The organism is Vibrio fortis, from assembly GCF_000695685.1.
GTDB classification, from domain to species: domain Bacteria; phylum Pseudomonadota; class Gammaproteobacteria; order Enterobacterales; family Vibrionaceae; genus Vibrio; species Vibrio fortis_A.
The window spans coordinates 109,899-134,353 of record NZ_JFFR01000018.1 but is presented as its reverse complement, the minus strand read 5'-3'; the positions used below and the strand labels follow the sequence as shown (position 1 = coordinate 134,353).

Sequence of the window (24,455 nt, the reverse complement as noted above, 5' to 3'; positions counted from 1 at the left end):
TTAGATTTGGCAAGAATCACAGAAAAACGTATTCCTCTGACCTATTTTTTGCTCCTGCAATTCTTCACCACAATTTGGACACGGCTCACCCACTTTGCCATACACCTGTAACTCTTGCGCAAAATAGCCAGGCTTACCATCCGCCTGAGCGAAGTCTTTCAGCGTTGTTCCACCCTGCTTAATCGCAGTTGCCAATACTTGCTTTATTTCTTTTGTGATTAGATCCCATTCTGCAGATGTTACTTTATTAGCAGGACGAAGAGGATGGATTTTCGAAGAGAACAGAGCTTCATTGGCATAGATATTACCGACGCCAACCACGACTTTGTTGTCCATAATAAACTGTTTAATCGCAACTCTGCGTCCTTTCGCCTTTTCAGCAAGGTGAGCGGCATTGAACTCTTCGGTTAAAGGTTCAGGGCCTGAGCCTAGTAATACTGGATGTACTTCATCAGGTTTGGACCACAGCCAAGCGCCAAATCGACGAGGATCGTTGTATCTCAAGATCTTTCCGTTGGTTAATTTGAGATCGACATGGTCATGTTTACCAGGAGCCAACTCTGCATCAAGTACCCTTAATGAGCCGGACATGCCCAAATGGACAATCGCACTACCTGCCTGAGTTTGAATGATCAAATATTTCGCACGACGAGCTATCTGTTCTATTACCTCACCTTCTAACTGTTTAAGTTCTTGAGGAATATCCCACCTCAACTTTGGCGTACGAAAAGTAATAGATTTAATCGTTTGGCCAACCAAGTGCGGGCTTATGCCCATGCGGCTTACTTCAACTTCTGGTAACTCTGGCATATTACGCTCTTTTTAATCACAAAGGTTTAACACGATGTTCTCGCGTAAGCCTATAGATTACAACTCAAAAGTTAACCCTAAAGAGAGCCACATTAATTCTTCCCCAACTTTTGCTTCCGCAAAATACTTATCGTTGTTATATCCGGCCAAAACAGACGCATCGTCTTCAACTAATGCAGTGGTTGTGGTATCCGTTGCAAGTTCAAACCCAAAGTAAAATGGATAATCCTCACTGGCTAAGTTGTATTGATAGCGCGCAATCGCGAATGTCCCCCATTCACCATTGGTAATAGCATTCTGGTGGGTAGGGTCTAAAATTCTATCATCGACTTCGTATTGCTCTTTCGCATATAGCCCTTTGTATTCAGCCGAGATCCAATGCTGATCATTGACTCGATATCGAACACCGCCCGCGTAGGTTTTTGAATCACGAAAATCTGAATTCCCCATTGCGTACTTAGCGAAGATATCCCAAGTTTCAAGCTCATAGATAAAGCGGATACCTAAGCCTCCCTCAACACTGTTTTTGGTGTGATAGAAACCCGGTTCGCCAACATAAGTACCGTCTAAAAGATTGGTACTAACTTCAAAGGTGTGCGAGTGCACATAGAGTGGTAATAAGCTTAATAAAACAACATGTCGTCTTTTCATATTGCTATCCCTAAAAACACGCTCTAGAAGTTGAGCTGTCTTTCAAGTGTAGGAAGCAAATTGCATTAGCGACAAAACAAAAAAGAAAAAAGTAATAGATTTCGGGCTGTTAGGGCATCAAGTACTCAGACTCAACCGATACTGCCAGCCACTTACCCTGCCAGTTCTTTAGAAGCCAGAAATCGGGTAATTGGTAATAAGTAATACGCTGAGGCTCTTCTTGGTTTTGATACCACACCTCAATGGTCTGTGGTGAGGAGAGAGATGTGCTAAGGGATTGATATGTTTCAGAGTCTACTTCGGTACCGACAAGCTGCTGCCAACGCTGTGAGAGGGTTTGAGCGCTTGGTTCTGTCAATTCTAGAGGTCGGCCTTGTTCCTGATACTCCCAACCATCCTCATTCAACACAATAGACCACTGAGAGAAGTGCATTGCGGTGATTTGGTCTGATGGGTTCAGTAGGTAAGGAAAGCCACTTTCAGACGTAATTTCGGCTTCTGGCTCTAACAAATAAGTTTTAATGATCGTTGGCAGGTTGAGTACACCTATAAAGGCAATCACACTTAGAATTAGAATGTTGTTCCAGCGGCGACCACGGTATCTCATTGCTTTTACTCATAAGTTATCAGTACAAAGAAGACTCAGTATAGCGTGAAAGTGACGGGATATTCTATCGAGTAGATATGTGGGCAAGCGCTGCAGCAAAATTATAGGTATAAAAAAACCCAGCGATAAGCTGGGTTTTTCAATTCTTTCTTCTACTTAAGAAGAGCCAAAAAAGCATCAATTACTTGATTTTCGCTTCTTTGTACATAACGTGTTGGCGAACTACTGGATCAAACTTTTTGATCTCAAATTTGCCTGGCATGTTACGCTTGTTCTTGTCAGTTGTGTAGAAGTGACCAGTACCTGCAGAAGATACTAGACGAATTTTCTCACGAATGCCTTTAGCCATTGCTTAATTCCTCTTAAACGTTTTCGCCGCGTGCACGGATATCAACAAGAACAGCATCGATGCCTTTCTTATCAATGATACGCATACCTTTAGCAGTTAGACGTAGTTTAACAAAACGTTTTTCGCTCTCTACCCAGAAACGATGAGTTTGTAGGTTCGGCAGAAAACGGCGCTTAGTAGCATTGCGTGCGTGTGAACGGTTGTTACCCGTTACTGGACGCTTACCAGTTACTTGGCATACTCGGGACATGAATGTCTTCTCCAATCGTTTCAGCTCGATATCAACCTTGGTGGCCGAACCTCTCTATCTGTAAAAAATAGAAGGTAAAAACCGTTATGGAAAACCCATACAAGGCTATCAAAGGTCGCGCATTATACTAACTTGACGCGCATTGCTCAAGACCCGAACAGATCCTTTTTAAGGATTTCGTGATCTTTTTTTGTGCAACACAGCTTGCTTGAGTAATCAGAGCTGATTTAAGGTCTAAAAATGTGGGCGAATCATAGCAGATTTCTAGCAACTAACAAGCCAAAATGTGATTCAAATCCACCCACGTTCAGCAAAAGAGACCACTTCGCCGTCGCCAACCACAAAATGGTCGAGCACCCTAATGTCCACCAGCGCCAGCGCATCGGTTAATCTGCGCGTAATTCTTCTGTCTGCTTGGCTGGGCTCTGCGACACCAGAAGGATGGTTATGGGCTAATATCAGCGCAGCTGCATTGTGAAACAGAGCCCGTTTAACGACTTCTCTGGGGTAAACAGACGCAGCGTCAATGGTGCCTTCAAACATCACCTCATCTTTAATCACCCGGTTCTGATTATCTAAAAATAGGATATAGAAGGCTTCGCGTTGGCGATCCCTTAAAACACTCGAAAGATAGAGTTTTGTGTGAGTTGGACTCGTTAGAGCATCGCCTCGGTTAAGTGTCTCGGCAAGGTAGCGCTGCGTCATCTCCAACACCGCTTGCAGTTGAACATATTTGGCCTGCCCTAGCCCTTTATGTTGGCAAAACTCTTTCTCTGAAGCAGAGAACAACTGACGTAGCGAACCAAAGTCTTGGATAAGAAAGTCGGCCAGTTCAATAACATTCATACCCCGCGTACCGGTCCGTAAAAAAATAGCGAGTAGCTCGGCATCCGATAGCGACTGTGGTCCGCGCTGCAACAGTTTTTCTCTTGGCATTGAATCGTTGGGCAAAGCTTTAAGTGTCATTAGGCGGCTCTGTTGGTGAATAAGCACCTATTGAACAAAATAAAAAACGAAAGTCGTATCTGACTTTCGTTTTTTTCGTTAACCACTACTTTTCTATGTAACTGAGCGATCCATCAAAGCTTAAAGTTTCCAACCAGATCGTGAATTTCAGATCCTGATTGCGACAACTGGGTACTGATGCCTTCTGCGTGCTGAAGCGTGTCATTGATATGATTCACGATTTGCTGAATCGCTACAAGGTTCTGATTGATATCCTCAGCAACCGCACTCTGCTCTTCCGCAGCAGAAGCCGTTTGAATACCTCTATCTCGAATCATACCGATAGATTGGTGCACGCCGGACAGAGATTGCTGAATCATTGACGACTCCTCAACTGTCTTCGCGCCGCGCTCCTGGCTTGCCGACATAGTGGTCACTGCTCTTGATACGCCCGTTTGCAACTGCTTGAGCATATCGCCAATCTCATGGGTACTGTTTTGGGTTCGGCTTGCTAGCGAGCGAACCTCGTCAGCAACCACGGCAAAGCCACGACCTTGCTCACCGGCACGTGCAGCTTCTATCGCTGCGTTCAAAGCAAGCAAGTTGGTCTGCTCAGCAATTTCACCAATCACATCGAGCACCTTGGTAATTTGCTCAGTTTGTTGACTCAGTTCCGCGATCGCTTCCGAGGAGCTGTTCACTTCATCGACCAGTTTACTGATTCCATCAATCGCTTGATCCACTTCGCGTTGTGCTTCGGTCACTTGTTCGTTTGCATCATCAATCGCCTGCGCCGTTGCATGGGTGTTACTTGCGACCTCTTTGGCTGTCATGCTCATTTCCGTCACAGCCGTCACCACTTTATCGGTTTCGTGGCAGTGGTTTTGCATTTGAGCACTGGCTTGAGACGTCTGCTGATCCAGTTGCCCAGAGACGCTTTGCACCGTATCCGCAGAACGCTGAATGTCTTGCATCAGCGGATGAAGCTTGTCCATGAATTCATTGAATGCCGATGCCACCTCTCCCACTTCATCCTTACTTTCCATTTTCAGACGCGCCGTTAAGTCACCGCCGCCCGCAGCAACATCTTGTAAAGACTTAGCAATATGCTGTAGTGGTTTAATGCCTTTAGACACAATAATGCTCGTCAGCACGCTAGTGATAATAAGGCCGATGACCGAGATTGTTATCGCTGACAGTGTATGTTCATTCAACTCTTGAGTACGCAGTTCACGCTGCATCGCTACTTGCTGATCAATATCATCAATATAGATCCCAGTACCAAGTACCCAGTCCCACTTAGGTAAATACTCGGCGTAACCTAATTTTGGCGCTTGCGCATCAATGCTTGGTTTATGCCAAGAGAAATAAAGGAAACCATCGCCGTTTTTAGATGCATCAATCAGCCCAGCAATAACAGCCACGCCATTTTCATCTTTCAAACCGATGAGATTCTTGCCTTCCAGAGATGGTTTAATCGCATGCAGCGTGTTGACCCCTTTTGAGTCATACGCAAAGAAATAACCATCACTTTCAAAGCGCATCGCTTTAAGGATTTCTTTTGCCGCTTGTTTGTTATTGCCGTTGACGTCTGTATCGTACAGTGGCTTTATCGCTGTAACCCCCATCATCATGTAGGCTTGCAGCTCTTTTTTACGTGTATCGATCAACTCTTGTCTATCGCGAGCCAATTCCGCTTCTAAGCTATTACTGCCGTTTATGTAATAGACCACCGAGATCAATGTGGTGATCAACAACAAAGGGATCAGAGTCACCAACAGCAATTTCCCTCGACTTTTCAATACCATCTTATTCCACTACCTCATTATTGTTATTTTTCCCCTCCGATCTTGCAGAACGGGCCAGGATTGTCTGTGAAGTAAGCAAAAGTTTTATATAACTCTCAGCAATTAATATTCTGTAGTTTGATATCGATTAGCTTCTCATCAGATTTGCGGGGGCGATGAGAGATTCAGTTGTGCTAAACTCGTCGCCAGAAAATTGGAGATTTAAGATGCAAACACTAGCAGGAAAGAAAATTCTACTCGGCATCAGTGGCGGTATTGCCGCGTATAAATGTGCGGAGCTAACACGTCGCCTAATAGAGAGAGGTGCACAAGTCCAAGTGGTGATGACGCACGCAGCTAAGGAATTTATCACCCCACTCACCATGCAGGCTGTCTCGGGTAGACCGGTGTCTGATAGCTTGCTTGATCCTGCGGCGGAAGCGTCTATGGGCCACATTGAGTTGGCAAAATGGGCTGATCTGGTGCTACTTGCTCCTGCAACAGCGGACTTGATTGCTCGTATGGCTGCTGGCATGGGTAACGACCTATTGACTACACTCGTTCTTGCAACTGATGCGCCAGTTGCGGTATCTCCTGCGATGAATCAGCAGATGTATGCACACCCAGCAACACAAGAGAACATTGCGACTCTGAAGCGCCGTGGTTGCCATATTTGGGGCCCAGCGGCTGGAGAGCAAGCGTGTGGCGATGTTGGCATGGGTCGTATGTTAGAGCCAATGCAGCTCGTTCACCGTTGTGAGAACTTCTTTCAACCAAAACCTCTTGAAGGTCGTAGCGTCCTAATCACTGCGGGACCAACCCGAGAAGCGATCGACCCTGTTCGCTACATCTCTAACCACAGCTCAGGCAAGATGGGTTACGCGTTGGCAGAAGCAGCAGTTAAGCTCGGCGCAACGGTAACACTAGTGAGCGGCCCTGTTGCATTAGCAACGCCAGAAGGTGTAACACGAGTTGACGTCGAGAGCGCGCAGCAGATGTTCGATGCCGTTATAGGCTCAGCACCACTCCATGATGTCTTCATCAGTTGTGCAGCTGTGGCTGATTACCGTCCACACACGGTAGCCGAGCAGAAGCTGAAGAAGGTCGATGGCACCGATGATATGTCTATCGAGATGGTTAAGAACCCAGATATCGTCGCTTCTGTGGCGAGCATGACACAAGATCGCCCATTCACCGTTGGCTTTGCTGCAGAAACTCAAGATGTAGAAAAGTACGCACGCGGTAAACTAGCGAAGAAGAACCTCGATATGATCTGTGCCAATGATGTATCGGTTGAAGGGCAAGGCTTCAACAGCAACAACAACGCACTTAACCTTTACTGGAACCATGGCGATAAGTCGCTCCCGCTAGAGAGCAAAGAGGCATTAAGCTTCAAGATCTTAGAACAGATTCAAAAACTTATACCAATCACAGTAAGTAAGTGATCAGAAATAGCGTAGGAAAAACGCTTGAGAACAAGGCAGAGTTTTTCGATAAGTAGTGATTCTACAATCAAAAACTCTAACGAAGTTATCGAGCGTTTTAACAAGCTAGGATGAGCAATTATTTACTACGATTGGTATTTTTGAAGCATAGCCGCATTTTTGCGCTGACAATACCCTGACACCTCTCGATTCTGTTGACCTAATGCTTACAGAACTAGGAACAGAATTGATTGGTGTTTATAATCCTCTTCACTCATCATCCTCTCTATTAAAGGAAGTAAACAGATGGCTGGTACCCGTAAATCAAACCGTCGTGAAGAAATTCTACAAGCGCTTGCGCAAATGCTGGAGTCAGCAGAAGGCGCATCTCGTATCACAACGGTGAAACTGGCCAAGCAGGTCGGCGTATCAGAAGCTGCACTTTATCGCCATTTCCCAAGTAAAGCGCGCATGTTTGAGGGGTTAATCGAGTTCATCGAAGAGGCGCTAATGTCGCGCATTAATCGCATCCTTGATGAAGAGAAAGATACCTTAGAGCGTATTCGATTGGTGCTCCAACTGATCCTTGTTTTCTCAGAACGTAACCCTGGCCTGACTCGTATTTTGTCTGGTCATGCTCTAATGTTTGAAAACGAACGCCTACGCGATCGCATCAACCAGCTGTTTGAACGTATCGAAACACAACTGCGTCAGATCCTACGTGAGCGTAAGATTCGTGAGGGTAAATCTTTCCCTGTGGATGAAAGAATTCTTGCAGCTCAACTACTTGGTCAGGTTGAAGGCAGTCTCAATCGCTTTGTGCGTTCAGACTTCAAATATCAGCCGACTGAAAACTTTGATGCCTACTGGGCGCTACTGAGTGCTCAAATTAAATAAATTCATTAACCTAAGCGGTGCTTATGACGACACAAACCAGTTCGACACAACACGTAATCACCAAACCACCTTTTCAGCTTTCGCTACTGCACCCTAAATATTGGGGCGTTTGGTTCGGTTTTGGCTTGCTTGCCTTCATTGTTAATGTGCTGCCTTATCGCGCTCTCCTGCTGCTTGGCCGTTCTCTGGGTGCCCTTGGTGCTCGTTATGGCAAAAAGCGCGTTGCGATCACCACACGCAACCTAGAGCTCGCATTTCCAGACAAGCCCACCGATGAAGTTGATGCCATGGTGCAAGAGAACTTCAAAAATACGGGCATGGCACTGATTGAAACCGGCATTACTTGGTTTTGGCCTACGTGGCGCTTTAAGCGTTTACTGGTAGACAAAGACACTCAAGCCCTCCGCACTCATCAGCAGAATGGCAAAGGCGTACTGCTGTGCTGTGTTCACGCCCTCAATCTAGAGATCACTGCGCGCGGCATGGCGGTACTGGGCATTCCGGGCCTTGGTGTCTATCGCCCACACAACAACCCTGCTTACGAATTTATTCAGTACCGTGGCAGAACTCAAAATGGCAACCGCTTGATTCACCGTAAAGACGTTAAACGCATGATCAAAGTACTGCGCAAGGGAGAGATCCTTTTCTACCTACCAGATCATGATTACGGGCGTAATAAGTCGGTATTTGTACCTTTCTTTGCTGTCGAAGATGCCTGCACCACCACTGGTACCAGCATTTTGGCTTACACCAGTAAGTGTGCACTGGTTCCGGGCTCTGGTTTTAGAAATGAAGATGGGAAGTATGAGATCATCGCCAATGAGTCCGTGGAAGCAGATTACCCACAAAAAGATGAGAAAGCTGCGGCGGCTTACATGAATCGCTACCTAGAGAAAACCATCTTAAGAGCACCAGAACAGTGGATGTGGCTGCACAAGCGCTATAAGACCATGGAAGACCCAGAAGTGCCAAAAGGCATTCGCTACAAATAAACGTTGACCAAAAGAAAGGGGCTGATGATTCATCAGCCCCTTGTGCATTTTATATTCTGAACAGAATCGTATTAGATGCCGTATTCAGCACGGTACGCTTTTACAGCTTCTAGATGCTCTTCGTCTGTGCCTTTCTCTTCAAGGAAAGTGACTAGGTCAGTCAGGCTAACGATTGAGATGATTGCACAACCGAAATCGCGCTCAACTTCTTGAATCGCAGACAGTTCACCTTTGCCCTTTTCTTGACGGTCAATCGCTACCAAAACACCCGCTAGGTCAGCACCGTTCGCTTGGATGATTTCCATTGATTCACGAATCGCTGTACCTGCAGTGATTACGTCGTCTACTAGCATGATACGACCTTCAAGAGCGCTACCAACTAGGTTGCCACCCTCACCATGGTCTTTAGCCTCTTTACGGTTAAAGCAGTAAGGCGTATCTACATCGTGGTGGTCTGCCAGTGCAACTGCAGTTGTCGTTGCGATTGGGATACCTTTGTATGCAGGGCCAAACAGTACATCAAACTCAATACCAGAATCAGCCAATGCTGCTGCGTAAAAACGGCCTAGGCGCGCTAGGTCACGGCCTGTGTTAAACAATCCAGCATTGAAGAAGTAAGGGCTCTTACGGCCAGACTTTAAAGTAAACTCACCAAACTTAAGTACTTCTTTCTCTAGTGCAAATTCAATAAATTCACGTTGATATGCTTTCATGCTCATCCTCTAAATTAATTTACTTTCCAGTTCCTAACTTCCAATCACTTAGGAAGCCAACAATTATGTATTTTCTAAATAGATAGCTCTACAACAAGGCAGCAAGGTTTTTCAGCCCTATGAGCATAGGGGACCTATGTGATTAGGGTGAAAAATTGCAGCTAACGCAGGTGTAGAGTTATGTATGACGAAAATAAAAAAATAGCCCCTTAATAAGGAGCTATTAAAATTGATTATTCTGCCAACGCCGACTTCTGCGCTTCAACAATATCGGCAATGCCCTTATTCGCCAGGGCTAGAAGCTGCATCAGCTCTTCGTGGCTAAACGGTTCGCCTTCTGCGGTGCCTTGAATCTCAATCATCTTACCGTCTTCCGTCATTACAACGTTCATATCGGTATCAGCTGCTGAGTCTTCAACGTATTCAAGGTCGCACAGAGCTTGTTCACCAACGATTCCAACTGAAACTGCCGCTACGTGGCCTTTCATTGGGTTCGTTTTAAGCTTACCGCTCTCTAACAGGTGGTTAATCGCGTCAGCCATTGCTACGCTCGCACCAGAGATAGACGCAGTGCGTGTACCGCCATCTGCTTGGATAACATCACAATCGACAGTGATCATGATTTCACCCATCGCTTTTAGATCAACCACAGCACGTAGGCTACGAGCAATCAGACGTTGGATTTCCATCGTACGACCGCCTTGCTTACCGCTCGCTGCTTCACGACGGTTACGTGTGTGCGTTGCACGTGGCAACATACCGTATTCAGCAGTAACCCAACCCTTTCCTTGACCTTTCAACCAACGAGGTACGTTCTCTTCTACCGTTGCGTTACATAGAACCTTGGTGTTACCAAACTCAACTAGCACAGAGCCTTCAGCATAAGCTGTGTAGTTACGAGTAATTTTAATTGGACGAACTTGATCTACGGCGCGGTCATTTGGACGCATAAGTATCTACCTTATTAGTCTTATCTTTAGGTGTTTAACTATTGAAAGTGCCTGTCACCTAAGAAAGGGGTGAGACAAATTGGATTGGGGCGAGATTATATAGCAGTTTGCGGTGCAAAGCTATTTATCCTGAGGCACCACCTCTCCTGAAAAGCTTCTAAACCTAAAAAGCGATGGGCGCACATAGCACCCCGTATCGTGATACTATGCGTGCGCGTTATTTTCAGAATGATAAAAGACAGGAAAATTCGATGATTTATAGTATGACGGCATACGCACGTAAAGAAGTAAAAGGCGATTGGGGCACAGCAGTGTGGGAAATCCGCAGTGTAAACCAGCGCTACCTTGAAACTTACTTCCGCATGCCAGAGCAGTTCCGTGGTCTAGAGCCAATCCTACGCGAGCGTTTTCGTAAGCGCCTAGCACGCGGTAAGGTTGAGTGTAACCTGCGCTTTGAAGCAAACCCTGCAGCAAAAGGCGAGCTAAGCATCAACGAAGGCCTAGCACAGCAAGTGATCAATGCTGCGAACCAAGTAATGGGAATGACTGGCGAAGAGAGCCGCCTGAACCCGTTCCAAGTAATGAACTGGCCAGGTGTGATGGAAACACCAGAGCAGGACATGGACGCGATCAACAAAGACCTTCTAGCTGCATTTGATGACGCTGTAAAAGATTTCATTGACGCACGTGGCCGTGAAGGCGACAACATGAAGGCTCTAATCGAGCAGCGCCTAACTGCAATTACAGAAGAAGTCGTTAAAGTTCGCGCACGCATGCCTGAGATCCTAGAGTGGCAACGTGAGCGTCTTCTTAATAAATTTGAAGAAGCGAAGATTGAACTTGAAGGTGCACGTGTTGAACAGGAGCTGATCCTACTGGCTCAGAAGTCTGACGTAGCAGAAGAGCTAGACCGTCTAGATTCTCACGTGAAAGAAGCAACGAACATCCTGAAAAAAGGTGGTGCATGTGGCCGTCGTTTAGACTTCATGATGCAAGAGTTCAACCGTGAGTCAAACACACTAGCATCTAAATCTATCAGCACAGACATCACAGCGTCTGGTGTAGAACTTAAAGTTCTTATCGAGCAGATGCGTGAACAGATCCAGAATATTGAATAATCTATTAGGCTTCCACCTAACATGATTCGAAAATAGCCCCTGATCTCAGGGGGCTATTTTTTATAGCAAGTATAGTTCCTCTCTTCTGCATGCCCTTTACTAAACAAGAACAGGTGCTCACCTTGCACTTTATACATCAATTCAATTTTAGCTCTCACCAAGGCATCCATATCACGCACAAGGCTGCCACTATCAACAGGCTTTAAATCCCAATCGATATGATGGTAGGCAATAGCTAGTAGACCATTTTCAGCGGTGTAATCCGCTTCAAAATAGACTTCATAGGGTTTGGTGCCCTCAGCCGCTGTTTTAAAGTGACCCTTTTGAAAAATCAGCAACGTTTTATCTGAGGTGAACTCTAAGATAGAGCGATCAGCGATCTCTTGATAACCGCTATAGCCTTGCGTAACAAACCCCTCATCGAGTTGTACACATGCCCAGCGCGTACCCGCCAAATGTTGCTGATCAAACTTCCACTGATACAGCCCGATAGCGATAACACTGACTAAAAGTGCGATGTTGAAAGCGATGATTGTTTTTAACCGCATATAGCTCTCGCCCTCTTAATTGCTTTTACGACTGTCTCTGGGATCTGCTCGATTGTCACTGAATGGTTCACATAACTGGCGTTCTTGCTGCCATGTTTGGCAAACGCGAAGGCTTTAATCAGGTAAACGCCATCGTCATAAGCCGACTCTGCTACTCTCAGATATACATCTGCATGACAGGTAGGAATAGACTGAGTTGCTAACTCATACGCGAGGAGCTGACCGTCACTGATCAAATATGCGCTGTCGTGAAGGTAAAAGTCAGTCGCACCAACTTGAAAATGCTGATACTCACTCGGTTGGATAAATTCTGGTTTTCTAATAAAAGGTTTAGCTAGCAATACAAATATTAGACAGGCAAGTAGAAGCACTGTTATCACGCCATGCAACAGATACCGGTTCTCTTTGTGTTTGATAGGCGCGCTAACTTTGATAGTTGCATCGCCTTTGCTTGATGTTGCCGGAATAACCTCGCTCTCCTGGCTTACTCGAATTGTCCGCTCTTCGACCTTCTTTTTTACAGGCTCTTCAGCGCAGTGAATTTCAAGTACGTAGCCAATCTTACTCACTGTTCTGATAGTGACATCAGTAGCGCCTAATTGTGCGAAGCTTTTTCTTAAACCAGAAATGACATTAGTTATCGCTTGGTCGGTAACTAGAGCGCCCTCCCAGCACGTTTCAAACAGACACTCACGGGTAACGTGGGCACCTTGATTCTCTAACAGCAGGCTCAATACAGCATAGGGCAGCGGGCGCAATTGGATGCTCTCGCCTTCCACACTCGAGAGTGTTCGAGTGGTAGGATCAAGTATCAAATTGGAAAAATAGACTCTATGCATAGGCTCACTGTTACTAGGTTTTGAGCAAATTTCACTCAAAAATATACCGCGGTGATTATGATCCTATCATTACTGACTCTGTGGTGTAAGTGGTAGCCTGAAATCTACTACCAATTCAAAGAACAGTGCCAACAAAAAATACACCATTAAATATATCAATGAGTTACACGATAAATATAAAAAGAAATAAAAGGAAAAGCGTCAATAAACCGACAATTCGTGAAGTTTAAATGAAATCCATCTTTAGTTTTATATTGGAAGTGAACACACAATGCACACTGTTTTTTATCCCCGATGAGATTAATAAAATGAAAAAAGCAGTGATCCTTTTGGCAGCATTTTCTGCCTTTGCAGGTGCTCAAGAGCAAGCCGTTGAAAAAGACGTATCTGGTTTTTATTTAGGCGGTGGTTTCGGTACTACAACTTATGATGATGACGTGTCTGGCTCGGTACTAGAAACCAATGATTCATCATTCAAGCTTATTGGTGGCTACCAGTTTAACCGTATCGTTGGCGTTGAAGCGCAATACACAAAGTACAGTGATGTTACTGCACCTGGCTCGCCATACGCACTAGAGCCGTCGGCAATCTCTATTGCGGCAAACCTTGGTTACACCTTTGACAGTGGTTGGCGTCCTTTTGGTACTGTTGGTTTGGCTCAAATGTCTATTGACGTACCGTTCGCAAAAGACGAAGACGAAACAGCACTTCGTTTAGGTGCTGGTGTTGAATACACCCCTGCAAGCCTAGAGCATTTAAACTTCCGTGTTGCATACGAAGTTGACACTTTCAGCATCGATACGGGCTTCCCTGACTACGACGTTACCTTCCAACTAGGTAGCTTCTACGCCGGTGCTACATACAAATTCTAATAACTAACACTCTGTTAGCTAGAAAGCAAAAGGGCGACTTAATGTCGCCCTTTTTAATACCTGTCTACTTTCGCTCACCATTACTCATCAGGCTCTTGAGTACGTCTATCGACATATGGCCAGTAATGGTGCCCGACTCTTATCAGCAATGTCGCTGCCGCAAGAATAAATGCAGCCACCGCCAGCCACACCACCAGCACCGCATCCAACTCTTTCATACCTAGCGTGATGTATCGGGCAATCGCCATCATTGCGATATAAATAGGATATCGAACAGGGATCTTACCGTTCACCACAAATTGCTGCACCATCGCTAACACTTCGAGATAGATGAACATCAGCAGGATGTCAGTCAAGAGAACGCGCTTTTCAGCAAACACATGCATGAACTCTTCAACCATCGCAAACAGGGTCGCCAATGTAATGGCCACCAGCAGTACGGCTTCAAGAATATGGAATATCTTCAAGAAAGGTCGACTAAAACCTTTTGGTAAATGAGAAGGCATAAACACTCTAATTACTAATTAAACCTGCCAATACAATAGCATGCCTCTATCAAAGTGGCGCTATCTGTTATGACCAACTTTAGGCGTAGAGCGTGACAGCGATGTGAACACTTATCCAACACGCAAAAAAATGGCCCTACACAATGCAGAGCCACTATCAAAACATCAATATCGACTACAGAAGCACTAGGTATACAAGGAACACAACCGACAGTCCGTAAATCAGTGGGTGTACCTCTTTGCCTTTACCCGCTACAACCATAGTGAATGCGTAGCTGATGAAGCCCATCGCCATGCCGTTCGCAGGAGAGAAGCTCAATACGGTAAACATGATGGTGAAGAACGCCGCAATACGAGACTCTTTCTTCTCCCAGTTGATCTGACCAAGGCGGCCGACCATATAGATGCCCACCACTACCATCGCCGGTGCAACCATAGCTGCCGAGAAGATAGAGAAGATTGGGTATAGGAATAGTGAAATTAGGAACAGACCCGCAACCATTACAGCGGCAAGACCCGTCTTCGCGCCTTGAGAAGAAGCAATACCTGACTCAGAGAAAGCCGTAATCGAAGTCGTACCCAGAACAGAACCAATCACAGTACCGCCAGCATCTGCTACTAGTGCTGACTTCGCGTTTGGCACTTTACCGTCCTTATCAATGATACCCGCATCACGACCAACACCAACAATGGTGCTCAAGCCATCAAAGAAATCGACAATCAAGAAGATAAGAACGATGAACAGTAGATCAAACATTTTCTCTGGCGTGAATGCCGAGAAATCAAAGATCGCACCGAAGCTGCCCGCCATGCTTGGTGGCATAGAAATTAGCTCATCAGGGATTGGTGCATTCGACGTACCCATGAACAAATCAGCGATGATAGTCAGAGCAATCGCCGAAACAAACGAGATAAACGTCGCCAGCTTAATATCACGAACCATACAGCCAAGCGCAATAAAGATACTCACGTAAGCGATGATCACTTGTGGGTCTGAGATGTCACCTAGGCCAACCAGTACAAACGGGTTAGAAACGATAATGCCAGCGTTTTTAAGACCTAAGAACGCGATGAACAGACCAAGCGATACCGTGATCGCCAGCTTCAGGTCTTCTGGAATCGACTCAATCATCGACTTACGAATGTTGGTCAATGAGAACGCAAGATACAAAATGCCCGATAGGAAAATACCAAATAGCGCTTCATTCCACAGTACCGCCACCGAGCCGCTTAATAGCAGGCCTTTAAAGAAGCCGTTCATGCTCATACCTGGAGCTAACATTACCGGGTAGTTACCCCAGATACCCATAATTAGGGTCGAGATAGCCGCAGCCAAAGCAGTTGCCGTAAATACCGCGCCTTTATCCATACCTGGAATACCGCCAAGAATGGCAGGGTTCACCGCTAGGATGTAGCTCATCGCCAAAAAAGTAATAAAACCTGCGTATAGCTCGGTGCTAATCGTGGTCTTTCTTTCAGAAATCTTAAACAGAGAATCCAGCGAACCAGATGAGGTGTTTTGGGCCTTTAGGGTGGAATCGGTACTCACAACAAAACCTATGCAAAAAAATAAGAAATTGAAGATTCAAATGCTGCGAGAAAAAGAGAGGTTTCTGCACTAAAAACTGTAGTCACCAAGATAGGCTCGGTAGTAGAAACATCTAGTCCATATCACTAGATATATACAGCATTTAATCGTTTGCGCGGATTGTAAGGGTTAAGATTAAAACTTCAACAAATTTTGTCTGGATCACATAAAAAAGTACCAATAGCCACTTATCGCATTTCTGGAAAGATCCTTGAGACGATCATTTGCCAACAAATAACGATCAAGCCAGTTGTTCTGAATCATTGAAATATGCTACTCTTCGCCTCCATTTTTCTGACCTAATTTTCACCACATTGCGTGTACACTGTGCACAGCAGAGGTGAGCAAGAGTTCGGTCAGTGCTATCTTTTATAGTGAAGAGCAACATCTTCACTCAATCCAACCAACAGTGGAAACATACAGATGGGCAAAGGTACTCTTTACATCGTATCTGCACCTAGTGGCGCAGGTAAATCGAGCTTGATCTCAGCAATGCTAGAAACCAATCCAACCTACGCAATGAAGGTATCTGTTTCACACACCACTCGCGGTATGCGCCCTGGTGAAGAGAATGGTGTTCACTACCACTTCGTTGAAAAGCATCACTTCGAAGACCTCATCGGTAAAGGTGAGTTCTTAGAGTATGCAGAAGTGTTTGGTAACTACTACGGTACCTCTCGCGTATGGATTGAAGAGAACCTAGAGCGCGGTATCGACGTGTTCCTAGATATCGACTGGCAAGGTGCTCGTCAGATTCGCGAACAGATGCCTCAAGCGAAGAGTGTATTCATTCTACCACCATCCAACGGTGAGCTAGAACGTCGTCTGAATGTTCGTGGTCAAGATAGTGCAGAAGTTATTGCGAAACGCATGAGCGAAGCGAAGTCAGAAATCTCTCATTATAATGAGTATGACTATGTGATCGTGAATGATGACTTTGATGCAGCCCTTATGGACTTCAGAGCTATCATCCGTGCGGAACGCTTAAAAGAAGATAAGCAAGCAGCAAAATACAGCGGCATGCTTACCGCTCTACTGGCGGAATAGTCTAGCAAGGCTAGATTTTCCATTGAGATAAGTATACGGTGATCTAGAAAGTCACTAATTAAGCTTGTATACTTTCTCGTCATTCAAAATTTATTAGTTAACTATTTGGAGTCCTCATGGCACGCGTAACTGTTCAAGACGCTGTTGAAAAAGTTGGCAACCGTTTCGACCTAGTTCTTATTGCGGCTCGCCGCGCTCGTCAAATGCAAACTGGCGGTAAAGATTCACTAGTGCCTGAAGAAAACGATAAGCCAACGGTTATCGCACTTCGTGAAATCGAAGAAGGTCTTATCACTAAAGACGTACTAGATGCTCGTGAGCGTCAAGAGCAACAAGAGCAAGAAGCAGCTGAGCTTGCAGCAGTAAGCAGCATCGCTCACTCTCGTTAACTCTTATTCGCAAAAAGCGTCATTGTTATTCGAACTAATTAACCTTCCGGGCCTTTAATTTGTATCTATTCGATAGCCTCAAAGACGTTGCCCAAGAATACCTAACAGAGCCTCAAATTGAGGCTCTGCGTCAATCTTATGTGGTAGCGAGAGATGCCCATGAAGGGCAAACCCGCTCAAGCGGTGAACCATACATTATCCACCCTGTTGCTGTTTCACGTATCCTGGCTGAAATGCGCCTTGATATCGAAACACTCCAAGCAGCCCTACTCCACGATGTAATTGAAGATACTGAAGTTACAAAAGAAGAGTTAGAAGCGCAGTTTGGTAACACAGTGGCGGAGCTTGTTGATGGTGTTTCTAAGCTGGATAAGCTTAAGTTTCGTGATCGCAAAGAAGCGCAAGCAGAGAACTTTCGTAAGATGGTTCTCGCAATGGTGCAAGACATCCGCGTTATCTTGATCAAATTAGCAGACCGAACACACAACATGCGTACGCTTGGTGCCCTGCGCCCAGACAAAAAGCGTCGTATTGCACGTGAAACCCTAGAGATCTACTCTCCTCTTGCTCACCGTCTTGGTATTCATAACATCAAGACTGAACTAGAAGAACTTGGCTTTGAAGCCCTTTATCCAAACCGTTACCGAGTTCTTAAAGAAGTGGTGAAAGCCGCTCGTGGTAACCGCAAAGAGATGATCCAACGTATCCATAGCGAGATTGAAGGTCGCCTCGAAGAGGTTGGCTTACCTGCTCGTGTATTTGGTCGTGAAAAGAACCTGTTCTCCATCTACAACAAGATGAAAACCAAAGAGCAGCGCTTCCACACTATTATGGATATCTACGCATTCCGCGTCGTGGTAGACACACCAGACACCTGTTACCGTGCTCTAGGTCAGGCTCATAGCTTGTATAAGCCTCGTCCCGGTCGCATGAAAGACTACATTGCAGTACCGAAAGCCAACGGCTATCAGTCTCTACATACCTCTATGATCGGCCCTCACGGCGTTCCAGTTGAAGTACAAATTCGTACGGAAGACATGGACCAAATGGCAGACAAAGGTGTTGCAGCGCACTGGTCTTACAAAGGCAATGGTACTCGTAGCAATGGCACCACCGCGCAAGTGAAAGCTCAGCGTTGGATGCAGAGCCTACTTGAGCTTCAACAAAGTGCCGGTAACTCGTTCGAATTCATCGAGAACGTTAAGTCTGATCTATTCCCTGATGAGATTTTCGTCTTCACACCGAAAGGTCGTATCGTTGAGCTGCCAGCAGGCGCAACAGCCGTCGACTTTGCTTACGCAGTACATACTGACGTGGGTAATATGTGTGTTGGCGCTCGTGTAGACATGAACCCGTACCCCCTAAGCAAAGCCCTGAAGAACGGTCAGACGATCGAAATCATCAGCGCACCGGGTGCTCGTCCAAATGCTGCATGGCTCAACTATGTCGTGACTTCTCGTGCTCGTACTAAGATCCGTCAGGTTCTTAAAACCATGCGTCGTGAAGAGTCGGTAACCCTAGGTCGCCGCCTGCTTAACCACGCACTGGGTGAACACTCGATTGGCGATATCGCTCAAGAGAATGTCGATCATGTTCTATCTGATCTGCGCTTAGAGTCGATTGAAGACCTACTGGCTTCGATTGGTTTGGGTGAACTGATGAGTATCGTGATTGCCCGTCGTCTACTGGGTGATGCGGACGAACTAACAGAAGTGAACAACGACAGCGATACACCGAAGAAGAAACTTCCAATCCGTGGCGCTGAAGGTCTATTGCTGACGTTCGCTAACTGTTGTCACCCAATTCCAGATGATCACATCATTGCCCATGTATCTCCAGGTCGTGGCCTTGTGGTTCACCGTGAAACGTGTCCAAACGTTCGTGGTTACCAAAAAGAACCTGACAAGTACATGGCGGTTGAATGGTCTGACGATTACGACCAAGAGTTCACAGCAGAGCTTCAAGTCGATCTTCAGAACCACCAAGGTGCACTGGCTGAGCTAACTAACGTTATCTCGAAAACAGGCTCAAACATTCATGGTATCTCGACAGAAGAACGTGATGGGCGCTTGTACACAGTGACTATCTTGCTGACCACCAAAGATCGTGTGCATCTTGCGAGTATTATGAAGAAGCTGCGTGTTATGCCACACGCGCTGAAGGTAAGACGTCGTAAGAACTAGCTAGAAAAGCAGATGAGAGATTCGAGATGGCGAGATGCGAAGAGCAAATGACTTCGTGACTCACTATCTTGGCTCCACATCTGCTTTTAGTTTTTTCGAATCGCAATAGATGAAGCAGATGAGAGATTCGAGTACCGTGATGCGAAGAGCAAAAGCTTTTCAGCACTCAACTTTTCGTATGTCGAGTCTGCTTTAGTTTTTGTGTCACTCTATTTTTTTCGAATCTCGCACCTGCCCTTATTCTCTTCGTATCTCGCTTACCCGAATCCCGCACCCGCTCTTAGTCCCTTCGCATCTCGTTTACTCGTATCCCGCATCCGCTCTTAATCTCTTCGCATCCCGTTTACCCGAATCTCTCATCTGCTCTTTCGCTTTATCCTGTACAAAAATCCAGTAAAATGCTTGAATAGACGATATCTATTACCGTCGTGAGCCTTGTTATGTCACAGCTTTTATCTGCTATTCCTCTTAACTCTCTGTCTGGAGTGGGCGCTAAGGTTGCCGAGAAACTGGCAAAGGTTGGATTGAACAACGTACAAGATCTACTGTTTCATCTGCCACTGCGTTACGAAGACCGAACACGTATCTATCCGATCATCAAACTGCACGCTGGAATCTGGGCCGCAGTTCAAGGCAAGGTCATGAGCGTGGATACCATTTTCGGTAAACGTAAGATGTTGGCGGTAAAGATCAGCGACGGTAATGGCACCATTACGCTTCGCTTTTTCAACTTCACTGCCGGAATGAAGAACAACTTTGCCGAGGGCAAGCAAGTCCATGCTTATGGTGAAATAAAGCGCGGCAATATGGGGCTTGAAATCGTCCATCCGGATTACAAATTCTTTGCTCCAAGACAGCAACCAGACGTGGAAGCGAACCTGACTCCGGTGTACCCAACCACTGAAGGACTGAGACAAGTCACGCTGCGTAACCTGACCGACCAAGCATTAGAACTGATCGACAAAGCAGCCGTCAATGAACTGCTACCATCTGGCTTATACGATCATCAAATCACCCTCGCACAGGCGCTACACACCATTCACAGGCCACCACCGGGGATCGACCTTGAGCTATTTGATGAAGGTAAGCATCCAGCTCAACTGCGTTTGATCATGGAAGAGCTGCTCGCACAAAACCTATCAATGCTATCGGTTCGCAGCAAGGGGCAACAAGACAACGCGATTCCACTGCCGCCAGTGCATACACTCAAAGACAAACTACTGGCTCAACTGCCCTTCTCTCCAACCAATGCACAAGCACGCGTGGTAAAAGAGATTGAAGGAGACCTAGAGAAACCACACCCTATGATGCGCTTAGTACAAGGTGATGTAGGCTCAGGTAAAACGCTAGTCGCCGCCCTCGCCACCGTTCGCGCTCTAGAGCACGGCCAACAAGTCGCGCTAATGGCACCAACCGAGCTTCTTGCAGAGCAGCACTCAATCAACTTTGCTAATTGGTTTGAGAGCATGGGTATTCAAGTCGGTTGGCTAGCCGGTAAGCTCAAAGGCAAAGCCAAAGAGAAAGAGCTTGAACGCATTGCCAGTGGTGAAGCGCAGATGGTGGTCGGTACGCACGCCCTGTTCCAAGAACATGTTGAGTTTAAGAACCTAGGCCTAGTGATCATCGATGAGCAGCACCGATTTGGTGTCCACCAGCGATTAGAGCTGCGTGAGAAAGGCGCCAAGCAAGGACACTACCCGCATCAATTGGTGATGACGGCGACACCGATTCCACGCACACTAGCGATGACGGCCTATGCGGATTTAGAAACCTCGATTATTGATGAGCTTCCACCGGGTCGAACGCCCATTCAAACCGTTGCTATTCCAGATACCAAGCGTGACGACATTGTCGAACGTGTACGTAATGCGTGTCTTAACGAGGGCAAGCAAGCCTATTGGGTGTGCACGTTAATTGATGAGTCCGAAGTGTTGGAAGCGCAAGCGGCAGCGGATACCGCAGAGGAGCTGCAACGCAAACTTCCTGATGTGAAAATTGGTTTAGTACATGGTCGCATGAAGCCTGCCGAAAAACAGGCAGTGATGCAGGAGTTCAAAGAGAATAAGCTCCATCTTTTGGTCGCGACAACGGTTATCGAAGTTGGCGTGGATGTGCCCAACTCAAGCTTAATGATCATCGAAAACCCAGAGCGTCTCGGTCTTGCTCAGCTGCACCAATTACGTGGCCGTGTTGGTCGTGGTTCGGTCGCGAGTCACTGTGTATTGCTGTACCACTCACCATTGTCTAAGACTGCTCAGAAGCGCTTAGGTGTGCTGCGTGAAAGTAATGATGGCTTTGTGATTGCTCAACGAGATCTGGAGATTCGAGGTCCGGGTGAATTGCTTGGCACTAAGCAGACAGGCTTGGCTGACTTTAAGATTGCCGACTTGGTGCGCGACCAGCGCTTAATCCCTGAAGTGCAGCGTATTGCGCGCCATATTCACGATAGCTACCCAGACAATGCTAAGGCGATCATTAACCGCTGGCTGGGTGAGCGTGATGTGTATTCTAAGGCGTAGTTATTGCTGGTAATTATTTGAACTAAAAAGGCTTCCTCATGGAAGCCTTTTTACATGTGAGCCCTTTCGAAAAAAGAGCTAAGAGCGAGATTCCCTACTCGCTCGTCCCTCACGATAGGGAATGACGGTATGTTTTTATCCCCGAGAGGAAAGAATGACCGAGTCGGGAATCTATCGCAGCCCCCCGAAGCTCATTAAGCTTACAACTTAACTGGGAAGCTGATCTGCGCTTTCAAACCGCCTTGGCTACGATTGTTCACCACCACAGCACCTTGATGCTGACTGACAATACGCTTCACAATCGCCAAACCTAAACCCGTACCTTCACTACCACGCGCGGTATCGCCTCGAGTGAAGGGTTCAAACAGCTTACTGATCTGATCTTGAGGAATACCGGGGCCATTATCTTCTACCGTGACCCAAGCGAGCTTATTATCCGCGGTCATACCCGTAGTGACTTTAACCCAGCCATTACCATAGCGTAGGGAGTTAACCACCAAGTTACTGATTGCGCGCTTAATGGCAATTGGGTTACCCAAAGCGGGTTTCATGTTAGAAGCGAGGTCAGTTTCAATTTCTACCTCATAGCCACCCTCAGAGCTCGCCACCTCACCAGCAATATCTTCTAAGAACACAGCTTGGAACGAGTTACGGTCAACAGGTTTTAGGTAATCCATAAACTGGCTGATGATCTCGTTACACTCTTCCGTATCACTGATAATACCTTCGGCTAAGTAGCTGTCTTCCGGTGACATCATCTCCGTCGCTAAACGAATACGGGTCAATGGCGTACGCAGGTCATGACTGATACCCGCCATCAATAGCGCCCTGTCTTCCTCAAGCTCTTGGATGCCTTTCGACATCTGGTTAAAGGCGCGAGTTACCGAGCGAATCTCTTGCGCACCTTGAACTGGCAAAGGCGGTGGAATATCACCACGCCCTACCCCTTTGGCAGCTTTCTCTAGGGCAATCAAAGGACGGTTCTGTAAACGGATGAACAACCAGCCACCAGCAATGATCAACAGCGCCATGATCAAGCTATTGCGGAACAGCGGTGCAAAATCTTCTTCTTGTAACTCTGATAACGGAATTCGAATCAGCGAGTTAGGCAGCTGCGCTATATCCATCCAAAGCACGTAACTCTCAGCACCTAAGATCAGCCTCACCTCGGTTTCTGAACCAAGCTCCTTAGTCATCTCTTCACTCATCAGGTCAATCGCTACAGCATGGTAAAACTCACCCGCCGTTTCACTGTCTTTGGCGTGAACCGTCACCCCAAGCTGCTCGAGTACACGCTGACGCAATGGTGCGTCCATCTCGATATCAAGATCACCTTCGTCTAAAACCAAGTTCAGCTCATGCGCCAAGATCTTATTAAACTGCTGCAAACTCGGCATCAAGGCGTAATTAAAAACCGCGTAGTAAGAGAATATTTGGCTAGCAACCAGCAAGGTTAAGAAGAGAACGATAGATTGAGTAAAGGAGCTACGTATACGCATAGAAAACCTTAAGTGAAAGGTAGAGAAACAGAGACATAATAGAAACTATAACTCTAAACCTCTGTTCTGAATAGAAAACGGGCCATCACATAATTATGAGATGACCCGATAACAATCACATTTCAATCACGATGGTGACTGATAGAGTTACACTGCTTTTCCATCAGGAACGAACACGTAACCTAAGCCCCACACCGTTTGGATGTAACGCGGCTTACTTGGATCTTCTTCAACAAGGCGACGCAGGCGAGAGATCTGAACGTCGATAGAACGCTCCATCGCTGAGTATTCGCGGCCGCGAGCCATGTTCATCAGCTTATCGCGAGACATTGGCTCACGCGCATTGGTGACCAGCGACTTAAGTACCGCAAACTCACCTGAAGTCAGCGGCATTGGCTCTTCACCACGGAACATTTCACGCGTGCCAAGGTTCAAACGGAACTCGCCAAACTCAACCACAGATTCTTCTGTACTTGGTGCACCCGGCGCTTCAATCACTTGACGACGCAGTACTGCTTTAATGCGCGCCAGTAGCTCACGAGGGTTAAATGGCTTAGGTAGGTAATCATCGGCACCTACTTCTAGGCCAACAATGCGATCCACTTCATCACCCTTAGCGGTCAGCATCAAGATAGGCAACATGTTATTGGCGTTACGTAGACGACGGCAGATTGAGAGGCCATCTTCGCCCGGTAACATTAAGTCCAGCACCATCAAGTGGAAGTTTTCACGGGTTAACAGGCGGTCCATCTGCTCACTGTTTGCCACGCTACGCACTTGAAAGCCTTGCTCAGACAAGTAGCGCTCCAGCAATGCACGAAGGCGCGCATCGTCATCGACCACTAAAATTTTGTAGTTTTCTTGCATGTAATGGTTCCACCTATTAAAACTCAAACTTGAAGATTAAGTATTCTTTTTAGACATTGAAAATGTAACATTCTTGGAGAAAATGTCGCCTAAAGAATTGTTAAC

Annotated in this window: 24 protein-coding genes and 1 riboswitch; of the genes, 9 read left to right on the top strand and 15 right to left on the bottom strand. The window is 46.4% G+C overall.

The genetic code is table 11. The features are described from left to right. From mutM to VFDL14_RS12125, 7 genes are all read right to left on the bottom strand, one after another. Complete coding sequence (mutM, locus tag VFDL14_RS12095; protein WP_032551146.1) at nt 1-810, bottom strand: bifunctional DNA-formamidopyrimidine glycosylase/DNA-(apurinic or apyrimidinic site) lyase; 810 nt, start codon at nt 808-810, stop codon at nt 1-3. A gap of 57 nt (nt 811-867) precedes the next feature. Then, nucleotides 868-1,461 carry a hypothetical protein gene (locus VFDL14_RS12100; RefSeq protein WP_032551145.1) on the bottom strand — a complete coding sequence of 198 codons (594 nt, stop codon included), beginning with the start codon at nt 1,459-1,461 and terminating at the stop codon, nt 868-870. Nucleotides 1,462-1,570: 109 nt separating this feature from the next. Further along, complete coding sequence (locus VFDL14_RS12105) at nt 1,571-2,068, bottom strand: hypothetical protein (protein ID WP_032551144.1); 498 nt, start codon at nt 2,066-2,068, stop codon at nt 1,571-1,573. Between the two features lie 181 nt (nt 2,069-2,249). Beyond that, nucleotides 2,250-2,417 carry a 50S ribosomal protein L33 gene (rpmG, locus tag VFDL14_RS12110; RefSeq protein WP_002535344.1) on the bottom strand — a complete coding sequence of 56 codons (168 nt, stop codon included), beginning with the start codon at nt 2,415-2,417 and terminating at the stop codon, nt 2,250-2,252. Nucleotides 2,418-2,430: 13 nt separating this feature from the next. Continuing rightward, nucleotides 2,431-2,667 (bottom strand): 50S ribosomal protein L28, encoded by a 237-nt coding sequence (gene rpmB / locus VFDL14_RS12115; RefSeq protein WP_004728407.1) that lies wholly within the window; start codon nt 2,665-2,667, stop codon nt 2,431-2,433. A gap of 291 nt (nt 2,668-2,958) precedes the next feature. Further along, nucleotides 2,959-3,633, bottom strand: coding sequence for a RadC family protein (radC, locus tag VFDL14_RS12120; protein WP_032551143.1), 675 nt, complete (start codon nt 3,631-3,633; stop codon nt 2,959-2,961). 113 nt (nt 3,634-3,746) lie between these two features. Further along, the gene (locus VFDL14_RS12125; protein WP_032551142.1) at nt 3,747-5,420 is read right to left on the bottom strand and encodes a methyl-accepting chemotaxis protein; all 1,674 of its coding nucleotides are present in this window, start codon (nt 5,418-5,420) and stop codon (nt 3,747-3,749) included. Between the two features lie 206 nt (nt 5,421-5,626). Here VFDL14_RS12125 and coaBC point away from each other — a divergent pair, with 206 nt between their 5' ends. The 3 genes from coaBC (at nt 5,627) to VFDL14_RS12140 (ending at nt 8,712) form a co-directional block, all read left to right on the top strand. Next, complete coding sequence (gene coaBC, locus VFDL14_RS12130; RefSeq protein ID WP_152549240.1) at nt 5,627-6,844, top strand: bifunctional phosphopantothenoylcysteine decarboxylase/phosphopantothenate--cysteine ligase CoaBC; 1,218 nt, start codon at nt 5,627-5,629, stop codon at nt 6,842-6,844. A 285-nt stretch (nt 6,845-7,129) separates the two neighbouring features. Further along, on the top strand, nt 7,130-7,720 hold the full coding sequence (gene slmA, locus VFDL14_RS12135; RefSeq protein WP_032551139.1) for a nucleoid occlusion factor SlmA: 591 nt from the start codon (nt 7,130-7,132) through the stop codon (nt 7,718-7,720). A gap of 23 nt (nt 7,721-7,743) precedes the next feature. Beyond that, complete coding sequence (locus tag VFDL14_RS12140; RefSeq protein WP_032551138.1) at nt 7,744-8,712, top strand: Kdo(2)-lipid IV(A) acyltransferase; 969 nt, start codon at nt 7,744-7,746, stop codon at nt 8,710-8,712. A gap of 71 nt (nt 8,713-8,783) precedes the next feature. Here the strand turns inward: VFDL14_RS12140 and pyrE are convergent, their stop codons facing one another. Beyond that, on the bottom strand, nt 8,784-9,425 hold the full coding sequence (gene pyrE / locus VFDL14_RS12145) for an orotate phosphoribosyltransferase (RefSeq protein ID WP_032551254.1): 642 nt from the start codon (nt 9,423-9,425) through the stop codon (nt 8,784-8,786). Between the two features lie 233 nt (nt 9,426-9,658). Continuing rightward, nucleotides 9,659-10,375, bottom strand: a complete 717-nt coding sequence (gene rph / locus VFDL14_RS12150) for a ribonuclease PH (RefSeq protein WP_032551137.1) — start codon at nt 10,373-10,375, stop codon at nt 9,659-9,661. 251 nt (nt 10,376-10,626) lie between these two features. On the opposite strand from rph, the gene VFDL14_RS12155 reads away from it, so the two are divergent. After that, complete coding sequence (locus tag VFDL14_RS12155) at nt 10,627-11,493, top strand: YicC/YloC family endoribonuclease (RefSeq protein WP_032551135.1); 867 nt, start codon at nt 10,627-10,629, stop codon at nt 11,491-11,493. Nucleotides 11,494-11,546: 53 nt separating this feature from the next. Here the strand turns inward: VFDL14_RS12155 and VFDL14_RS12160 are convergent, their stop codons facing one another. Together VFDL14_RS12160 and VFDL14_RS12165 are read right to left on the bottom strand one after the other, a co-directional pair. Next, on the bottom strand, nt 11,547-12,041 hold the full coding sequence (locus VFDL14_RS12160; protein ID WP_032551134.1) for a hypothetical protein: 495 nt from the start codon (nt 12,039-12,041) through the stop codon (nt 11,547-11,549). Further along, nucleotides 12,032-12,880, bottom strand: a complete 849-nt coding sequence (locus tag VFDL14_RS12165; protein ID WP_032551133.1) for a transcriptional regulator — start codon at nt 12,878-12,880, stop codon at nt 12,032-12,034. The genes VFDL14_RS12160 and VFDL14_RS12165 overlap by 10 nt, the downstream gene beginning before the upstream one ends. Nucleotides 12,881-13,188: 308 nt before the next feature. On the opposite strand from VFDL14_RS12165, the gene VFDL14_RS12170 reads away from it, so the two are divergent. After that, nucleotides 13,189-13,752, top strand: coding sequence for a porin family protein (locus VFDL14_RS12170; protein WP_032551253.1), 564 nt, complete (start codon nt 13,189-13,191; stop codon nt 13,750-13,752). An 80-nt stretch (nt 13,753-13,832) separates the two neighbouring features. Here the strand turns inward: VFDL14_RS12170 and VFDL14_RS12175 are convergent, their stop codons facing one another. Both VFDL14_RS12175 and VFDL14_RS12180 read right to left on the bottom strand, forming a co-directional pair. Continuing rightward, a complete protein-coding gene (locus VFDL14_RS12175) occupies nt 13,833-14,258 on the bottom strand; it encodes a phosphate-starvation-inducible protein PsiE (RefSeq protein ID WP_032551132.1) in 426 nt (141 codons plus the stop codon). Nucleotides 14,259-14,433: 175 nt separating this feature from the next. Further along, nucleotides 14,434-15,807, bottom strand: a complete 1,374-nt coding sequence (locus VFDL14_RS12180) for an NCS2 family permease (RefSeq protein WP_032551131.1) — start codon at nt 15,805-15,807, stop codon at nt 14,434-14,436. A 59-nt stretch (nt 15,808-15,866) separates the two neighbouring features. Then, nucleotides 15,867-15,966: riboswitch (purine riboswitch) on the bottom strand. A 303-nt stretch (nt 15,967-16,269) separates the two neighbouring features. Here VFDL14_RS12180 and gmk point away from each other — a divergent pair. From gmk to recG, 4 genes are all read left to right on the top strand, one after another. Beyond that, nucleotides 16,270-16,893, top strand: coding sequence for a guanylate kinase (gmk, locus tag VFDL14_RS12185; protein ID WP_032551130.1), 624 nt, complete (start codon nt 16,270-16,272; stop codon nt 16,891-16,893). A 116-nt stretch (nt 16,894-17,009) separates the two neighbouring features. Next, nucleotides 17,010-17,282: a DNA-directed RNA polymerase subunit omega gene (gene rpoZ / locus VFDL14_RS12190; protein WP_004741437.1), complete on the top strand. Its 273-nt coding sequence runs from the start codon at nt 17,010-17,012 to the stop codon at nt 17,280-17,282. Between the two features lie 59 nt (nt 17,283-17,341). Beyond that, nucleotides 17,342-19,465 carry a bifunctional GTP diphosphokinase/guanosine-3',5'-bis pyrophosphate 3'-pyrophosphohydrolase gene (spoT, locus tag VFDL14_RS12195; RefSeq protein ID WP_032551128.1) on the top strand — a complete coding sequence of 708 codons (2,124 nt, stop codon included), beginning with the start codon at nt 17,342-17,344 and terminating at the stop codon, nt 19,463-19,465. 440 nt (nt 19,466-19,905) lie between these two features. Next, nucleotides 19,906-21,984 carry an ATP-dependent DNA helicase RecG gene (gene recG / locus VFDL14_RS12200; RefSeq protein ID WP_032551127.1) on the top strand — a complete coding sequence of 693 codons (2,079 nt, stop codon included), beginning with the start codon at nt 19,906-19,908 and terminating at the stop codon, nt 21,982-21,984. 200 nt (nt 21,985-22,184) lie between these two features. Here recG and envZ read toward each other — a convergent pair whose 3' ends face one another. Both envZ and ompR read right to left on the bottom strand, forming a co-directional pair. Then, complete coding sequence (gene envZ, locus VFDL14_RS12205) at nt 22,185-23,483, bottom strand: two-component system sensor histidine kinase EnvZ (protein WP_032551126.1); 1,299 nt, start codon at nt 23,481-23,483, stop codon at nt 22,185-22,187. A 147-nt stretch (nt 23,484-23,630) separates the two neighbouring features. Then, entirely contained in the window at nt 23,631-24,350 is a 720-nt protein-coding gene (ompR, locus tag VFDL14_RS12210; protein ID WP_032551125.1) for a two-component system response regulator OmpR, read from the bottom strand. Nucleotides 24,351-24,455 lie beyond the last annotated feature (105 nt).

Excerpts from the sequence above, each read along its gene's own strand:
- mutM (WP_032551146.1), bottom strand. The coding sequence starts at position 810 with ATGCCAGAGTTACCAGAAGTTGAAGTAAGCCGCATGGGCATAAGCCCG.
- VFDL14_RS12100 (WP_032551145.1), bottom strand. The coding sequence starts at position 1,461 with ATGAAAAGACGACATGTTGTTTTATTAAGCTTATTACCACTCTATGTG.
- VFDL14_RS12105 (WP_032551144.1), bottom strand. The coding sequence starts at position 2,068 with ATGAGATACCGTGGTCGCCGCTGGAACAACATTCTAATTCTAAGTGTG.
- rpmG (WP_002535344.1), bottom strand. The coding sequence starts at position 2,417 with ATGGCTAAAGGCATTCGTGAGAAAATTCGTCTAGTATCTTCTGCAGGT.
- rpmB (WP_004728407.1), bottom strand. The coding sequence starts at position 2,667 with ATGTCCCGAGTATGCCAAGTAACTGGTAAGCGTCCAGTAACGGGTAAC.
- radC (WP_032551143.1), bottom strand. The coding sequence starts at position 3,633 with ATGACACTTAAAGCTTTGCCCAACGATTCAATGCCAAGAGAAAAACTG.
- VFDL14_RS12125 (WP_032551142.1), bottom strand. The coding sequence starts at position 5,420 with ATGGTATTGAAAAGTCGAGGGAAATTGCTGTTGGTGACTCTGATCCCT.
- coaBC (WP_152549240.1), top strand. The coding sequence starts at position 5,627 with ATGCAAACACTAGCAGGAAAGAAAATTCTACTCGGCATCAGTGGCGGT.
- slmA (WP_032551139.1), top strand. The coding sequence starts at position 7,130 with ATGGCTGGTACCCGTAAATCAAACCGTCGTGAAGAAATTCTACAAGCG.
- VFDL14_RS12140 (WP_032551138.1), top strand. The coding sequence starts at position 7,744 with ATGACGACACAAACCAGTTCGACACAACACGTAATCACCAAACCACCT.
- pyrE (WP_032551254.1), bottom strand. The coding sequence starts at position 9,425 with ATGAAAGCATATCAACGTGAATTTATTGAATTTGCACTAGAGAAAGAA.
- rph (WP_032551137.1), bottom strand. The coding sequence starts at position 10,375 with ATGCGTCCAAATGACCGCGCCGTAGATCAAGTTCGTCCAATTAAAATT.
- VFDL14_RS12155 (WP_032551135.1), top strand. The coding sequence starts at position 10,627 with ATGATTTATAGTATGACGGCATACGCACGTAAAGAAGTAAAAGGCGAT.
- VFDL14_RS12160 (WP_032551134.1), bottom strand. The coding sequence starts at position 12,041 with ATGCGGTTAAAAACAATCATCGCTTTCAACATCGCACTTTTAGTCAGT.
- VFDL14_RS12165 (WP_032551133.1), bottom strand. The coding sequence starts at position 12,880 with ATGCATAGAGTCTATTTTTCCAATTTGATACTTGATCCTACCACTCGA.
- VFDL14_RS12170 (WP_032551253.1), top strand. The coding sequence starts at position 13,189 with ATGAAAAAAGCAGTGATCCTTTTGGCAGCATTTTCTGCCTTTGCAGGT.
- VFDL14_RS12175 (WP_032551132.1), bottom strand. The coding sequence starts at position 14,258 with ATGCCTTCTCATTTACCAAAAGGTTTTAGTCGACCTTTCTTGAAGATA.
- gmk (WP_032551130.1), top strand. The coding sequence starts at position 16,270 with ATGGGCAAAGGTACTCTTTACATCGTATCTGCACCTAGTGGCGCAGGT.
- rpoZ (WP_004741437.1), top strand. The coding sequence starts at position 17,010 with ATGGCACGCGTAACTGTTCAAGACGCTGTTGAAAAAGTTGGCAACCGT.
- recG (WP_032551127.1), top strand. The coding sequence starts at position 19,906 with ATGTCACAGCTTTTATCTGCTATTCCTCTTAACTCTCTGTCTGGAGTG.
- envZ (WP_032551126.1), bottom strand. The coding sequence starts at position 23,483 with ATGCGTATACGTAGCTCCTTTACTCAATCTATCGTTCTCTTCTTAACC.
- ompR (WP_032551125.1), bottom strand. The coding sequence starts at position 24,350 with ATGCAAGAAAACTACAAAATTTTAGTGGTCGATGACGATGCGCGCCTT.